This is a genomic window from Micromonospora sp. SCSIO 07396 (genome assembly GCF_053667945.1).
Genome location: NZ_CM132210.1, coordinates 952,328 through 966,651 on the forward strand (window position 1 = coordinate 952,328; position 14,324 = coordinate 966,651).

Sequence of the window (14,324 nt, forward strand, 5' to 3'; positions counted from 1 at the left end):
GGTACGCCGGGCCTACCGGCGGCGCACCAGCACCAGGTGGTCGACCAGGGTGCCGGTCTGGCCGTCGGGGCCGGTCGCCTGCCGCTGCGGCACGTCGAGCCGCTCGACGTGCCAGCCGTCCGGGTCGAGGTCGAGGACCGCCAGGGTCTCCTGCGGGGTGGGGAACCGGGTGTGGTGGTGCGCGGCGTTGCCCCACGGCGGCACCGCCCCGTGCTCGACCACCAGCAGCCGCCCGCCCGGGGCGACCGCCCGCGCCGCCGCCCGCAGCACCTCGGCCCGGGGAAACTCCAGCGGCGACTGGAGGAACTGCGCAGAGACCAGGTCGAACACGCCGGTCGGGAAGGTCCGGGCCAGGTCGTGCCGCTGGAAGTCGACCAGTGCCGCCATCCCGGCGGCAGCCACCGCGGCGGCCGACCGCTCCAGGGCGGCGGTGGAGACGTCGACGGCGGTCACCCGCCAGCCCTGCCGGGCCAACCACACCGTGTCGCCGCCCTCGCCGCAGCCCAGGTCCAACGCGGTGCCCGGCGGCAGCGTCCCGGCCACGTCGACCAGGTGCGGATTGGGCCGCCCGCTCCAGTACCGCTCCCGGCCCCGGTACAGCTCATCCCAGTGCCTGGCGGTCGCCTCGTCCACCGGGCCGGCCTGCCCCCCGTCCGGCCCGGCCTGCCCGGCCACGACCCCGGTCTGCGTGTGCGCCGCCCCGGCCTGCCCGGCGGCGGTACGTCGTGCGGCGACGGCCAGGTCGGTGTCCTCCGCGATCAGGTCGGCGTTGAGCGCGGCGGCGGCCTTCAGCCCCGCCGCCGCCGCGGCGATGAGGGTGGCCTGCGGATCGGTGACGTTGCCGGCCACCCAGACCCCGGGCACCCCGGCCGCGCCGCTGGCGTCGGCGGCGATCCGGTCGCCGGCGGCGTGCCCGCCGACGACGAAGTCCTCCGGGGCCAACCCCAGCCCGGCGAGGAAGGCGGCCCGGACGCCGAACCGGGGCGCCACCACCAGCGCCTCCCGGGGGACCACCCGCCCGGACCGCAGCCGTACGCCGGTGAGCCGGTCGGCGGTGACCTCCAGCTCCGCCACCTCGCCGTCGACCACGGTGACGCCCCGGGCGGCCAGCCGCTCGGCCTCGTCGGCGGGCAACGGCCCGGCGGTGTGCGTGAAGACCACCACGTCGTCGGTGAGCTGCCGGAACAGCAGCGCCTGGTGGGCGGCCATCGGTCCGGTGGCGAGCACCCCGACGGCCTGGTCGCGCACCTCCCACCCGTGGCAGTACGGGCAGTGCAGCACGTCGCGGCCCCACCGCCCGGCCAGCCCCGGCACGTCGGGCAGCTCGTCGACCAGGCCGGTGGTGACCAGCAACCGCCGGGCGTGCAGCACCCGGCCGTCGGCCAGCGTCACGGCGAACCGCGCCGGCCCGGCACTGTCGGCCGGGCTGCTCTCGCCTGCGCTGCTCTCTCCTGCGCCGTTCTCTCCTGCGCTGCTCTCGCCTGCGCCACCGGTCGGGTTCGCACCGGTGGTCGCGGGTGCGCCGTCGAGCGGGTGGGCGGCGGTGACGGTGGCGTCGAGCAGGGTCACGCCGTACCGGGCCACCTCGGCCCGGCCCGTCGCGTACAGGCTGGCGGGTGGGACGCCCTCGTTGGTCAGGAAGTTGTGCACGTGGTCGGCCGGGGCGTTGCGCGGGGCGCCGCCGTCGACCACCACCACGTCGCGGCGGAACCGGCCCAGGGCGAGGGCACCGCTGAGCCCGGCCGCGCCGCCACCGACCACCACCACGTCGTGCACCACCGGGTACGTCATGACCACTGCCTCCCTCCGGGCGGGTCCGTCCCGCCGATGCCCCGGATCGTCCGCCCGGCTCACCGTACTGCCAAATTTCTTTGCCGGAATGGCAAACTGGTGCGGTGACCGACGATCACAGCGACCAGACGGCGGCATCCCGACGCGCCGGCCCAAGCCCGGTGCGCGACGGCCCCGGGCGGGCCGCAGCGGCGGGGCAGGGGCCCGGACCGGGGCAGTGGGTGGTGCCGGGCGATACCGGTGTCACCATCGAGGAGGAGGTGCTCACCACCGTCGGGCCGCGGCTGCGGGCGTTACGGCAGCAGCGTGGCGTGACGCTGAGTCAGCTCGGCGCGGCGACCGGGATCTCGGTCAGCACCCTGTCCCGGCTGGAGTCCGGCGGCCGGCGGCCCACCCTGGAACTCCTGCTCGCCCTGGCCCGCTTCCACCGGGTGCCGCTCGACGACCTCGTCGGCACGCCGATGACCAGGGATCCCCGGGTCCACCGCCGGCCGGTCGTCAGGCACGGCGTCACCATCGTGCCGTTGACCCGCCGCCCGGGTGGCGTCCAGGCGTACAAGATGATGTATCCGCCGCAGACGCCGGTGGGGGAGCCGGCCCCGCAGGTGCACGAGGGGTACGAGTGGCTCTACGTGCTCTCCGGCCGGATCCGGCTGCTGCTCGGCAGGCACGACCTCACCCTCGACGCCGGTGAGGTCGCCGAGTTCGACACCCGCACCCCGCACTGGTTCGGCAACCCGTTCGACGTGCCGGCCGAGATCCTCAGCCTTTTCGGCCCCCAGGGCGAACGCCTGCACGTCCGCGCCCGCCCCACCGCCCCCGCCCAGTCGAGTTGATCAAGAGGTTCGCGTCACCCTACCGCGAATCCGTGACGCCAACTTCTTGATCACGGGGCAACGGCGTGGTGATCAAGAGGTTGGCGTCGAAGATCCGGGCGGGGCTGACGCAAACCTCTTGATCGCCCGGCCCGGACGGGGTGGTCTGCGGTGATCAAGAGGTTTACGTCAGGAACGGCGACCAGGCTGACGCCAACCTCTTGATCGACACGAGCGGGCGCGAGCGGGCGCGAGCGGGCGCGAGGGCGGGCGGGGTGGGGGGCCGGCGGGTCAGGAGTGGAGGGTCCAGGTGCCGGCGTGGGGGACGGTGACCAGGGTCCAGGGGCCATCGGGGGTGACGGTGGCCCCGGGTGAGACGGTCAGCCAGGGGGAGTGGCGGACCCGGACCGGGACCTGGCCGGCGGCGGTGGTCCGGAACGTCAGCGTGGCGGCGTCCTGCCGGACCAGCACCCCGGGCCCGGCGACCAGGGGCATCGGGTCGGTCACCGCGTACAACCGCCAGTGCCGGTCCGACCAGACCTCGGTCAGGTACGGCAACCCCGCCCCGACCAGGTCCGCCTCGGTCCGGCCCACCCAGGACAGCGGCGCGTCGGCGACGGCGACGTACTGCACGGCGTACTCGTCCAGCCAGGCCCGGTAGCTGTCGGCGGTCAACGGCACACCGGTGCCGCGGGCCCCGGGGACGGTGGTGAAGAACAGCGGGTTGCGGCCGATGTCGACCTGACGCAGCCAACCCCGAGCCAGCGGCACCTCGCCGAGCTGTGCCGCCTCCCAGTAGTTGCGGGTCGGCGGCACCTCCACCCGCCCGGTGAGCCCGCGCCGGCCCAGCTCGGCGGCGAGCGGGGCGAAGTAGCTGCGATCGGCGGTCGGATCGTCGGCACTGCGGACGTCGGCGGGGACCACCGGGGGCAGCCACCAGCACACCGCCGCCAGCAGCACGGCCAACGCCACCGCGCCGGTCCCGACGGGCGGGCTGACCGGCGGGACCGGTCGGGTGGCCCCGCCGGACCCGGGGGCGGCCCGGCGCGGGAGTCGGGTGGTGAGCCAGGCGGGTGGCCGGGCGGCGGCGGCCAGCACCGGCAGCGCGAACATCGTCACCAGGCGGGTCGCGTTCAGCCCGACCGGGGTGTGCACCAGCGCCGCCGCCAGCACCCCGCCCGCCGACAGCAACGCCCCCACCCGCACCGGCCGGTACGCCACCACCGCCGCCACCAGCAGGCTGACCGTGACCGACCGGAGGGCGTCGGAGCCGCTGATGTTCATCCAGCCGCCCTCACCGAACAACAGCCCGGTGACCGCCAGCGGCACCGCCGCCGCGACCCCGAGCAGCAGGCCATCGGCCCATCGGCGGGTGACCAGCAGCGCCACCCCGACCAGGCCGACGAACAGACCCGCCACCGGGCTGCTCGCCGACGCCAGCGCCGCACCGGCCACCGCCAGGGCCGGCCGGCCCCAGCCCCCGCCCCGTGTCCAGCGCCCGCCCCGGCGGTCCGCCCCGGCCGCGCTGCCCCGGCGGTCCGCCCCGGCCGCGCTGCCCCGGCGGTCCGCCCCGGCCGCGCTGCCTCGGCGGTCCGCCCCGCCCGCGCTGCCTCGGCGGTCCGCCCCGGCCCGGGTGCCTGGCGCGAAACCCGGTCCGTCGGGGCCGTGCCGGTCGGCAGGCAGGGTCAGGGCGAGCAGGGCGACCAGCCCGAAAGCCACCCCGAGGGCGTAGGTGACCCGGCCGGAGACCAGGTTGCCGGTGATCGTCAGCACCCCGACCAGGCTGCCGAGCAGCGGCCGGGGCACCCGGGTACGCACCAGCAGGGCGGCGAACGCGGCGGCCGAGACGACCAATGCCAGTGCCCCCGTGGGACGTACCCCGAGGGTTGCCATCAGCGGCGGTGAGACCAGGCTGTAGCCGAGCGGCCGGATGCCGGCGTACCAGCGCAGGTCGACCAGGGCCCAGCCGTGCCCGGCGAAGAAGTCGGCGCGGGCCACCTGGGCCGACAGGTCCGACCCGAGCGGGGGCGACGCCAGCCACACCCCGGCGAGCACGACGGCGACCACGGTGGCCGACCCCACCACCCTGCTGCCCCGCATGCCCACCTCCGGTCCGCGCCCACGCTACTGGCAGCATGACGGACGTGCCTCACCACCTGTCCCGCTGGCTCGGTCTGTCCGGTTCGGTGCTGCTCGCCGTCGCCGCGTACCTCGGGGGTGCGCTGCCCGGGTCGGAGTTGCGACCCACCCCGGTCAGCATCTGGCAGAGCCGGCACGGGCCGCTGATCATCGTGCTCTGGCTGGTCGGCACCGGGCTGCTGGCCTGGGCGTGGTGGACGCTGCGCGATCGGGTGCCGTCGACCCGGTGGGCCCTGGTCACCGCCGGGCTGTGGGTGCTGCCGCTGCTGGTCGCGCCGCCGCTGGCCAGCCGCGACGTGTACGCGTACTCCTGCCAGGGCGCGAGTTACGCGGCCGGGATCAACCCGTACGAGCAGGGGGTGTCGGCGCTGCCCTGCCCGTGGATCGACACCATCTCCTACATCTGGCGGGACACCCCCGCCCCGTACGGGCCGCTGTTCGTGATGATCGCCGGGGCGGTGGTACGGCTCACCGGTGGTCTCGACCCGGACACCGCGCTGACCGTCAACATCGCCCTGTTCCGGCTGCTCGCCGTGGCCGGGGTGGCGCTGACCGCCGCCTGCCTGCCGACGCTGGCCCGGCGCTGCGGCGTACCGGCGCAGCGGGCGGTGTGGCTGGCGCTGGCCTCGCCGCTGGTCGGCGTACACCTGGTCTCGGGGGCGCACAACGACGCGCTGATGATCGGCCTGCTGGTCGCCGGCCTGGCCGTGGTGGCGGCCAACCCGGGCCGGCGCTGGCCGCTGCTGGCCGGCGGGGTGCTGCTCGGGCTGGCCGGCGCGGTGAAGGTGACCGCGCTGGTGGTGGTGCCGTTCGCGGTGCTGGCCGCGCTGGTCGGGCCGTACCGGATCAGGGCACTGCTGCGCGACGGCCTGCCGGTCGCCGGCGGCGCGCTGGTCGCGGTGGCCGGCGCGACCCTGGCGGCGGGACTGGACTTCGGATGGATCGCCGGCCTGGAACAGGGCGGTCTGGTGATCGCCTGGACCTCACCGCCGACCGCGGTCGGGCAGACCGCCGGCTACGTCGCGGCCCTGTTCGGCGCGGACGTCGACGCGCTGCCGGTGACCCGGACGATCGGCATGCTGGTGCTGGCGGTGCTGCTGGTCTGGCTGTGGTGGCGGGCCCGCACCCGCGACCCGCTGTGGCACGCCGGCCTGGCGCTGGCTGCGACGGTGGCCCTCGCGCCGCTGTTCCACCCCTGGTACTGGCTGTGGCCGATGGCCGTGCTCGCCGCGACGACCCACCGGTCGACCCGGTGGTTCGCGCTGGTGGCGTTGGTCTCGTCGTTCCTGGTGCTGCCGGACGGCACCGGGCTGCCCCGGTTCACCAAGATGCCCGGCGCCCCGCTGATGACGCTGTTGGTGATCGTGGTGGCTGTCCGGTTGGTACGGTCGGCTCGGGCGGGAAGGCGACCCGCCACCGTGGATGCGCCCGCCGACTGAGGAGAGGTGGCCGGTGACCGAGGCCGGCGCACCGACCGGACGGGCCCGCGTGGCCCGCTACGGCGGGCTGACCGGAGCGGTGCTGCTCGCCGTGGCCGGCTGGCTGGGCGGGGTGCTGCCCGAGGTGCCGCCGACCGGCCCGTGGCGTGCGCCGCACGGTCCGGCTGCCGTGAGCTGCTGGCTGGCCGGCACGGCGCTGATGGTGGGGGCCTGGTGTGTGTTGCGCGCCGGTGCCCCGTCGACCCGGTGGGCGTACGTCACCGCCGGGCTGTGGTCGCTGCCGCTGCTGCTCACCCCGCCCCTGGCCAGCCGGGACGTCTACTCGTACGCCTGCCAGGGCTGGTCGTACGCGGCCGGGCACGACCCGTACCGGGTGGGGGTGGCGGCGGCCGGCTGCCCGTGGGTGGACGCGGTCGCGCCGATCTGGCGGGACACCCCGGCCCCGTACGGCCCGGTCTTCGTCCTGTTGACCGCCCTGGCTGCCGGAGCCGGCGGTTCCCTGCTCGGCACCCTGCTGGTGCTGCGGCTGTACGCGGTGGCCGGGGTGCTGCTGGTGGCGCTGTGCCTGCCCGGCCTGGCCCGTGCCGCCGGGGTGCCGACCCGCCGGGCGGCCTGGCTGGGGCTGGCCTCGCCGCTGGTCGGGGTGCACCTGGTGGCCGGCGCGCACAACGACGCGGTGCTGCTCGGCCTGCTCGCGCTGGGTCTGCTGGTGCTGGTGCGGTCGCCGGGCCGGACCCGGGGGCTGCTCGTCGCCGGGGTGCTGTTCGGGCTGGCGGTGGCGGTGAAGGCGACCGCGCTGGTGGTGCTGCCGTTCGCGGCGTTGACGGCGGTGCACGGCCGCTACACCCTGCGGGCCCTGCTGCGCGACGGCGGCCGGCTCGCCGGGGCGGTCCTGGCCACCCTGGCGGCGGTGTCGGCGCTGTCCGGCCTGGGGTTGGGCTGGGTGGCCGGGCTGGCCCGTAGCGGGGACTCGCAGCAGTGGACGTCACCACCGACGGCGGTCGGCTTCGTCGTCGACTACGTCGGCGAGTTGGCCGGTCGGCGGCCGGACGCGGTGCCGGTGACCCGGGCGGTGGGCCTGGTGGCGCTGGTGGCGCTGCTGGTGGTGTTGTGGTGGCGGGCGTGGACGGCGCTGCGCCGGCTCAACGACGTCCGGCAGCGGGTGCACCGGCTTGCGGCGGCCCGGCCCCGGGTCACCCTGGGTGCGGCGGGCGCGGCGCTGGCCGCGACGGTGCTGCTCGCCCCGGTCCTGCACCCGTGGTACGTGACCGGGCCGCTGCTGCTGCTCGCGGTGGCGGCGACCCGGACCACCTGGTTCGTGACGGCGGCGGCGGTGGCGGCCTTCCTCACCCTGCCCGACGGCACCTCGGTCGCCCGCTACACCAAGGCACCCGGGGCGATCGCGATGACCGTCCTGGTACTCGCGGGCGCGCTCGGGGCGCTGCGCCGGTACCCGACCCGCCGTGACCTGCCTGACCCGCCCTGACGGGCCGGGGTGCGGGGTGGGCGCGGGCTGCCCGGATGGGCGGTTTCGAGTAGGGTGACGGCAACGTCGCGTGCCGGTGGCAGACCGTGTCAGGCATGGAGGCGTCGAACCATCGAAGGAGCCGACGTGATGCCGTCGTTCCCTTCGCCCTCGCGTGTCTGAGGGCGAGCAGACCAGGCTGATCGCCTGGAGTCAGGAAATGCGCACCGTCCACCATCGCCTGCGCGAGGCCCTACGGGTGACCCGGGACGCGCTGCGGGACGGCGCGGACGCCGAGCCGGCGACCCGGGATCTGCTGGTGTTCTGCCACGGGTTCTGTGCCGCGCTGACCGGCCACCACGAGGGCGAGGACGAGCTGCTGTTCCCTGCTGTCGCGGCGGCGTACCCCGAGCTGGGCGACACCCTGCGGCACCTGAGACAGGACCACTCGATGATCGGGCATCTGCTCTCCGGCCTGCGGGCCGCCGTGGAGCGGGCCGCCACCCCCGCCGAGATCAGCCGACATCTGGAGGGGGTGGCCGCGGTCATGGAGAGTCACTTCCGGTACGAGGAGCGGCAGCTCCTGTCGGTGCTGGAGACGCTCGCCCTGGACGCGGACCCACACGTGGTCTTCGGACCGCTGTGAGCGCGTCACACCCGCAGGCCGGTCGACACGTCCGCACCACCACACGGAGCAGGCCCCCGGAGATCCGGGGGCCTGCTCCGTGTGCGTGACCGCTCAGCAGTCGAAGTACATCGCGAACTCGTGCGGGGTCGGGCGCAGACGCACCGGGTCGACCTCGTTGGCCCGCTTCCACCCGATCCAGGTGGAGATCAGGTCGGGGGTGAAGACACCACCGTCGAGCAGGTAGTCGTGGTCGGCCTCCAGGGCGTCGAGCACCTCTGGCAGCGAGCCCGGCACCTGCTTGACGTCGCCCCACTCCTCCGGCGGGAGGTCGTAGAGGTCCTTGTCGATCGGGGCCGGCGGCTCCATCTTGCTCTTGATGCCGTCCAGGCCGGCCATCATCATCGCCGAGAAGGCGAGGTAGGGGTTGCTGGACGGGTCCGGCACCCGGAACTCGACCCGCTTGGCCTTGGCGTTGCTGCCGGTGACCGGGATGCGGGTGCAGGCGGAGCGGTTGCGCTGCGAGTAGACCAGGTTGACCGGGGCCTCGTAGCCGGGCACCAGCCGACGGTACGAGTTGACCGTCGGGTTGGTGAACGCCAGCAGCGACGGGGCGTGGTGCAGCAGGCCACCGATGTACCAGCGGGCGGTGTCCGACAGGCCGGCGTAGCCGGTCTCGTCGTAGAACAGCGGCTCGCCGTTGAGCCAGAGGCTCTGGTGGGTGTGCATGCCGGAGCCGTTGTCGCCGAAGAGCGGCTTGGGCATGAAGGTGGCCGTCTTGCCGTTGGCCCAGGCCTCGTTCTTCACGATGTACTTGAAGAGCTGGAGCTGGTCACCGGCGTGCAGCAGGGTGGAGAACTTGTAGTTGATCTCCGACTGGCCGGCGGTGCCGACCTCGTGGTGCGAACGCTCCACGGTGAAACCGCCGTCGACCAGCCGACGCACGATCGAGTCGCGCAGGTCGGCGTAGTGGTCCACCGGCGGCACCGGGAAGTAGCCGCCCTTGTACGCGGTCTTGTAGCCGCGGTTGCCGCCGGCCTCCTCACGCCCCGTGTTCCACGCGCCCTCGACCGAGTCGATGTAGTAGAACGACTGGTGCGCCGAGGTCTCGTGGCGGATCGAGTCGAAGATGTAGAACTCCGCCTCGGCGCCGAAGTACGCGGTGTCGGCGATGCCGCTGGCGGCGAGGTAGGCCTCGGCCTTCTTGGCCACGTTGCGCGGGTCCCGGGAGTACGCCTCACGGGTGAACGGGTCGTGGATGAAGAAGTTGAGCGCGAGGGTCTTCTGCGCGCGGAACGGGTCGATGAAGGCGGTCGCGACGTCCGGGAGCAGGAGCATGTCCGACTCGTGGATCGCCTGGAAACCGCGGATCGACGAACCGTCGAACGCGAGACCGTCGGTGAAGACGCTGTCGTCGAAGGACTCCACCGGCAGGTTGAAGTGCTGCATCACGCCGGGCAGGTCACAAAAACGTACGTCGACGAACTTTACGTCCTCGTTCTTGAGGTATCGCAGGAGTTCCTCGGGATTGGCAAACACACGTCCTCCTGGCACGTCCACTCCGGTGGCTGGGCTCTGGCGACGCTATGACCATGGGGTTGCTCGCCCGTGTCTCCAATGTTTCTGCCGTGTTACGCCGCTAGCGGAGCGTCATCTGCGCCGCTCAGTACCCGCCGGGTTGTCCGTTCGGACGATACCGGCTGAAGCGCTGTATCGCTGTTCAGGATGAAAAGACCGAATTTGCACAGACTGCGGGAACGCCCCCGGGGTCCACCTGCTGGTCGTCCCGGGGCCATCCTGGAGCGGTTCCGGAGCGTCCGCCGCCCGACGACGGGCTGCGGGGCGGCCCCGGGCCGGCGCTGACTACCCTGGACCACCGTGACGAGTCCGCCCGCTGCGGCACCGGTGCCGCCCGCCACCGACCCCACCTTCGACCCGCCCGGCCTCGGCCGACGGTTCGGTGCCCTGGTGATCGACTGGGTGCTCTGCCTGCTGGTGTCGAACTTCTTCGCCGACCCGGTCCGTGACGGCTGGGCCCCGGTGCTGGTGCTCATCGTCGAGTACGGCTTCTTCCTCGGCCTCTTCGCCCAGACCCCCGGCATGTGGATCACCAGGCTGCGCTGCCTCGACTGGTCCGACGGCGGGCGGCTCGGGATCCCCCGGGCGCTCCTGCGCGGCCTGCTCCTGGCCCTGGTGGTACCGCCCCTGATCATGGACGCTCAGCGTCGTGGCCTGCACGACCGGCTCACCGGCGCGGTCATCGCCGACGCTCCCCGCCCCGCCCGCTGAACCAGCACCACCCCGCTGGCCCCGGACCCGACGCGAGCCGGACCCGACGGACGGGCCCGGCTCGCGGAGGCGTACCGGATGGGGGTTCAGCGGCCCCGGGTCTGGCGGAACGCGCGGCCCGGCGGCCGCATGTTCTTGGGAATCGCGCCCTTGGGCATCTGCGGCCGGGCGGTGAGCGCCTTGAGCCGCTTGTCGAGCGAGTTGACGTCCTTGCCGTTGAGGGTGCGCGGCAGCCGCATCAGGGTCATCCGCAGCTTGCGGATCGGCAGTTCGCCCTCGCCCTGGCCGATCACGTAGTCGTGCAGCGGCGCCGAGCCGATGACCTTGGCCAGCCGGCGCTTCTCCTGGCCCAGCAGGCCCCGGACCCGCTGCGGGTGCCCCTCGGCCAGCAGGATCACCCCGGGCCGGCCGATCACCAGGTGCACCATGTCCATCTGGGTGGTGGAGCTGACCGCCGGGGTGACCCGCCAGTCACCACGCATGCTCTCCATGATCTGCGCCGCCGCGCCGGGCTGCCCCTCGGCCGCGTTCATCATCGCCTTGTTGGACCGCAGGTTGAGCACAACCAGCAGCGCGAGCAGGGCGAACAGGATGCCGATCGGCAGCCAGAGCCAGCCCCAGAGGATCACCGCGACCACGGTCAGCGCGAGCGGGATCAGCACCGCCCCGGCGGCCAGCGGCGCGAACCACCTGTCCTGCTTGGCGGTGAACCGGAACACCATCCCGATCTGCTTCAGCCGTTGGCCGAACGACACCTTCTCCTGGGGCTTTGCCATGCCGCCGAGTCTAGTGGTCGCCGCCAGGACGGATGATCCCCGGCCGGTGGTCGGCCGGGGTCCGTCCGTGGTGGTGGTCAGCCGGTGGGCGAGCGGTCCCCGACCGGCGCGGTACGGGGACGGGGCACCACCGGGGCGGCGCGGCCGGTGCCACCCTCGCCGCGACCGGCGTCGGCGCTGCCGGTGCCGCCCTCCTCGTGGTAGTCCTCCTCGACGTTGACCGCCCAGACGTCGTGGTCGGTGCCGTCGAGGATGTTCTCCGCGGCCAGCATCGCGGTGAGCATGGAGTGGTCCTGGTTGTTGTACCGGTGCATGCCGTTGCGACCCACCGGGTGCACGTTCGGCACCGCCTCGGCCAGCCAGCGGCGGATCACCTCGACGGCCTCGGCGTACCCCTCGTCGTAGACCGGGTAGGCCTTCGGCATCCGCACCACGTACCCGGTGGTGACCGAGCCGGGGCGGACCAGGCCGAGCCGCTCCAGCTCGGCGGTGCCGAAGGCGACCAGCTCCGGGTCGGGGGTCGACCACAGCTCGTCGCCCTCGTTGACGAAGTACTCCAGGCCCAGGCAGGTGCCGCCGGCCCGGACCATCTCCGGCGACCAGGCGCCGTAGTTCTGGATCCGCCCGACCTGCACCCCGGGGGTGTGCACGTAGATCCAGTTGTCGGGGAACCCGGCCTCGGCCGGCACCACCAGCGCCACGGTCAGGAAGTCCCGGTGCCGCAGCGCGTCGGCGGCCTCGCGTACCTCGGCCGGGGCGGGCGGGTCCATCGCCCGGACCAGGGCCGAGATCGGCATGCTGGAGACCACCTGGTCGGCGGCGATCCGCCGCTGGCCGGACGGGCCGTCGACGGTCACCGCGACCGCCCGGCCCTCCTCGCGGTGCACGGTGCGCACGGCCGTCTCCAGCTCGACCGTCCCGCCGCCCTTGACCACCAGTTCGGCGCAGCGTTCCCACATCATCCCCGGGCCGAGCCGGGGGTAGCGGAACTCCTCGATCAGGCTGGTCACCTCGGTGCCGCCGCGCTGGGGCAGCAGCGCGCCCCGGATCGCCGCGCCGAGGGAGAGGTTGCGGATGCGCTGGGCCGCCCAGTCCGCCTGCAGCTCCGTCGCGGGGATGCCCCAGACCTTCTCGGTGTACGTCTTGAAGAACATCCGGTACAGCCGGGCCCCGAACCGGGCCGACACCCAGCCCTCGAAGTGGCTCTGGTCGGCCGGCGGACGCACCCGCGCCCACAGGTACGACCCGACGCACCGGCACGCCTCCCACACGCCCAGGTTGCGCAGCGCGTTGCCGGCCCGCAGCGGGTAGTCGAAGAGCCGCCCCTGGTAGTGGATGCGGCTCATCCGGGGGCGCAGCAGGAAGTCGTCGTCGGAGAGCAGCTCGTGCCAGAACGCCTCGACCCGGGACACCTTGGTGAAGAACCGGTGCCCGCCGATGTCGAACCGCCAGCCCTCCCGCTCCACGGTGCGGCTGATCCCGCCCACCACGTCGTCGGCCTCCACCACGTCGACCGGGGCGTGTCGCCGGGTCAACTCGTACGCGGCTGTGAGGCCGGCAGGGCCGGCGCCGATGACAACCGTGTGCGGCTGCGCCATCAAAGACACCACCATCGATGAGTTGCGGGTCAGGGCTGGCGGAATCTAACACGATCCCGCCGTGCCCGGACAGCGTCGCCGAATCGACGCCGAGCTGCGGCCCGACACCTCTTGCGGGTGCCGCCGAGGTCTGGGAAGATCGACACACTCGAATGCCCGGCGGGCGTCGTCGTGCCGGTGTTCCTCCGCAGTCGTGCCCGGTGGTTTTCTGCGGGCGTGGCCCGGTGGCGTCCCAGGGTCAGCCGACGGTGACCGGGGTGTCCTGACGGGCCGCCAGCGCCTGCTGGTAGAGCCGCCCCGCCCGGTACGACGACCGCACCAGCGGCCCGCTCATCACCCCGGCGAAGCCGATCTCCTCGGCCTCCTCGCGCAGCTCGACGAACTCCTCCGGCTTGACCCAGCGGTTCACCGGGTGGTGCCGGGGGGTGGGGCGCAGGTACTGGGTGATGGTGATCAGCTCGCAGCCGGCGGAGTGCAGGTCGCGCAGCGCCTGGGAGACCTCGGCCCGCTCCTCGCCCATGCCCAGGATCAGGTTGCTCTTGGTGACCAGGCCGGCGGCGCGGGCCTGCCGGATCACGTCGAGCGAACGCTCGTAGCGGAACGCCGGACGGATCCGCTTGAAGATCCGCGGCACCGTCTCGACGTTGTGCGCCAGCACCTCCGGCCGGGCCCCGAACACCTCGGCGAGCTGCTCGGGGACGGCGTTGAAGTCGGGGATCAGCAGCTCGACACCGCAGCCGGAGCGCAACGCGTGGATCTGCCGGACCGTCTCGGCGTAGAGCCAGGCACCGCCGTCGGGCAGGTCGTCGCGGGCCACCCCGGTGATGGTGGCGTAGCGTAGGCCCATGGTGGCCACCGACTCGGCCACCCGACGCGGCTCGTCGGCGTCGAACTCGGCCGGCTTGCCGGTGTCGATCTGGCAGAAGTCGCAGCGCCTGGTGCACTGGTCGCCACCGATGAGGAAGGTGGCCTCCCGGTCCTCCCAGCACTCGTAGATGTTGGGGCAGCCGGCCTCCTGGCAGACGGTGTGCAACCCCTCGCGCGAGACCAGCCCCCGCAGCTCGGTGTACTCCGGCCCCATCTTGGCCTTGACCTTGATCCACGGCGGTTTGCGCTCGATCGGCGTCTCGGCGTTGCGCGCCTCGATCCGCAGCATCCGTCGCCCCTCGGGGGCGACCGTCGCGGAGCGCGCTGCCTGCTGGGTCGTCGGCGCGGAGTGCTCGATCGTCACAAAACCGAGCCTACGCCCGACGGCGGCGATCGATGCACGTCGGGCGACCGGCGTCACGTCACCGGTGTTGTGACACCGGCCACCCGGCGACCGGAAAAGCCCGTTACAGGCCGACGGAACGGGTGCTAGCGTGCCGGCAGAGCTGTGACGGAGCCG

10 protein-coding genes and 3 pseudogenes are annotated in these 14,324 nt (G+C 73.6%); 5 read left to right on the forward strand and 8 right to left on the reverse strand.

The window, feature by feature from the left end; translation table 11 throughout:
* Positions 1-12: 12 nt before the first annotated feature.
* Both ACWCHM_RS04350 and ACWCHM_RS04355 read right to left on the reverse strand, forming a co-directional pair.
* A complete protein-coding gene (locus ACWCHM_RS04350) occupies positions 13-675 on the reverse strand; it encodes a class I SAM-dependent methyltransferase (protein ID WP_454223010.1) in 663 nt (220 codons plus the stop codon).
* Positions 664-1,791 (reverse strand): annotated as a pseudogene (locus ACWCHM_RS04355) (NAD(P)/FAD-dependent oxidoreductase); the annotation flags it as partial. The pseudogene ACWCHM_RS04355 and the gene ACWCHM_RS04350, both read right to left, overlap by 12 nt.
* A 248-nt stretch (positions 1,792-2,039) precedes the next feature.
* Here ACWCHM_RS04355 and ACWCHM_RS04360 point away from each other — a divergent pair.
* A complete protein-coding gene (locus ACWCHM_RS04360) occupies positions 2,040-2,627 on the forward strand; it encodes a helix-turn-helix domain-containing protein (RefSeq protein WP_204959651.1) in 588 nt (195 codons plus the stop codon).
* Positions 2,628-2,897: 270 nt separating this feature from the next.
* Here ACWCHM_RS04360 and ACWCHM_RS04365 read toward each other — a convergent pair.
* Together ACWCHM_RS04365 and ACWCHM_RS04370 are read right to left on the reverse strand one after the other, a co-directional pair.
* Positions 2,898-4,076, reverse strand: a pseudogene (locus ACWCHM_RS04365) (hypothetical protein); the annotation flags it as partial.
* Positions 4,077-4,271: 195 nt separating this feature from the next.
* Positions 4,272-4,706: pseudogene (locus ACWCHM_RS04370) on the reverse strand (hypothetical protein); the annotation flags it as partial.
* 44 nt (positions 4,707-4,750) lie between these two features.
* On the opposite strand from ACWCHM_RS04370, the gene mptB (ACWCHM_RS04375) reads away from it, so the two are divergent.
* The 3 genes from mptB (ACWCHM_RS04375) to ACWCHM_RS04385 all read left to right on the forward strand — a co-directional run bounded on the left by mptB (ACWCHM_RS04375) (position 4,751) and on the right by ACWCHM_RS04385 (position 8,295).
* Entirely contained in the window at positions 4,751-6,184 is a 1,434-nt protein-coding gene (gene mptB / locus ACWCHM_RS04375; protein WP_454223012.1) for a polyprenol phosphomannose-dependent alpha 1,6 mannosyltransferase MptB, read from the forward strand.
* Positions 6,168-7,670 (forward strand): polyprenol phosphomannose-dependent alpha 1,6 mannosyltransferase MptB, encoded by a 1,503-nt coding sequence (gene mptB / locus ACWCHM_RS04380; RefSeq protein ID WP_454221563.1) that lies wholly within the window; start codon positions 6,168-6,170, stop codon positions 7,668-7,670. The genes mptB (ACWCHM_RS04375) and mptB (ACWCHM_RS04380) overlap by 17 nt, the downstream gene beginning before the upstream one ends.
* A gap of 154 nt (positions 7,671-7,824) precedes the next feature.
* Positions 7,825-8,295 (forward strand): hemerythrin domain-containing protein, encoded by a 471-nt coding sequence (locus tag ACWCHM_RS04385; RefSeq protein WP_454221564.1) that lies wholly within the window; start codon positions 7,825-7,827, stop codon positions 8,293-8,295.
* Positions 8,296-8,388: 93 nt separating this feature from the next.
* On the opposite strand, the gene glnA is transcribed toward ACWCHM_RS04385, so the two are convergent.
* On the reverse strand, positions 8,389-9,813 hold the full coding sequence (gene glnA, locus ACWCHM_RS04390) for a type I glutamate--ammonia ligase (protein WP_088644628.1): 1,425 nt from the start codon (positions 9,811-9,813) through the stop codon (positions 8,389-8,391).
* 339 nt (positions 9,814-10,152) lie between these two features.
* Between glnA and ACWCHM_RS04395 the strand changes: the two genes are divergently transcribed.
* The gene (locus ACWCHM_RS04395; RefSeq protein ID WP_421487734.1) at positions 10,153-10,563 is read left to right on the forward strand and encodes an RDD family protein; all 411 of its coding nucleotides are present in this window, start codon (positions 10,153-10,155) and stop codon (positions 10,561-10,563) included.
* A gap of 86 nt (positions 10,564-10,649) precedes the next feature.
* Here the strand turns inward: ACWCHM_RS04395 and ACWCHM_RS04400 are convergent, their stop codons facing one another.
* The 3 genes from ACWCHM_RS04400 to lipA form a co-directional block, all read right to left on the reverse strand.
* A complete protein-coding gene (locus ACWCHM_RS04400) occupies positions 10,650-11,339 on the reverse strand; it encodes a DUF4191 domain-containing protein (protein ID WP_204959385.1) in 690 nt (229 codons plus the stop codon).
* A gap of 77 nt (positions 11,340-11,416) precedes the next feature.
* The gene (locus ACWCHM_RS04405; RefSeq protein WP_454221565.1) at positions 11,417-12,937 is read right to left on the reverse strand and encodes an NAD(P)/FAD-dependent oxidoreductase; all 1,521 of its coding nucleotides are present in this window, start codon (positions 12,935-12,937) and stop codon (positions 11,417-11,419) included.
* 238 nt (positions 12,938-13,175) lie between these two features.
* A complete protein-coding gene (gene lipA / locus ACWCHM_RS04410) occupies positions 13,176-14,225 on the reverse strand; it encodes a lipoyl synthase (RefSeq protein ID WP_454221566.1) in 1,050 nt (349 codons plus the stop codon).
* Positions 14,226-14,324: the final 99 nt, after the last annotated feature.

Coding starts and splice junctions, on each gene's coding strand:
- mptB (WP_454221563.1), top strand. CDS start 6,168: ATGCGCCCGCCGACTGAGGAGAGGTGGCCGGTGACCGAGGCCGGCGCA.
- ACWCHM_RS04400 (WP_204959385.1), bottom strand. CDS start 11,339: ATGGCAAAGCCCCAGGAGAAGGTGTCGTTCGGCCAACGGCTGAAGCAG.
- ACWCHM_RS04405 (WP_454221565.1), bottom strand. CDS start 12,937: ATGGCGCAGCCGCACACGGTTGTCATCGGCGCCGGCCCTGCCGGCCTC.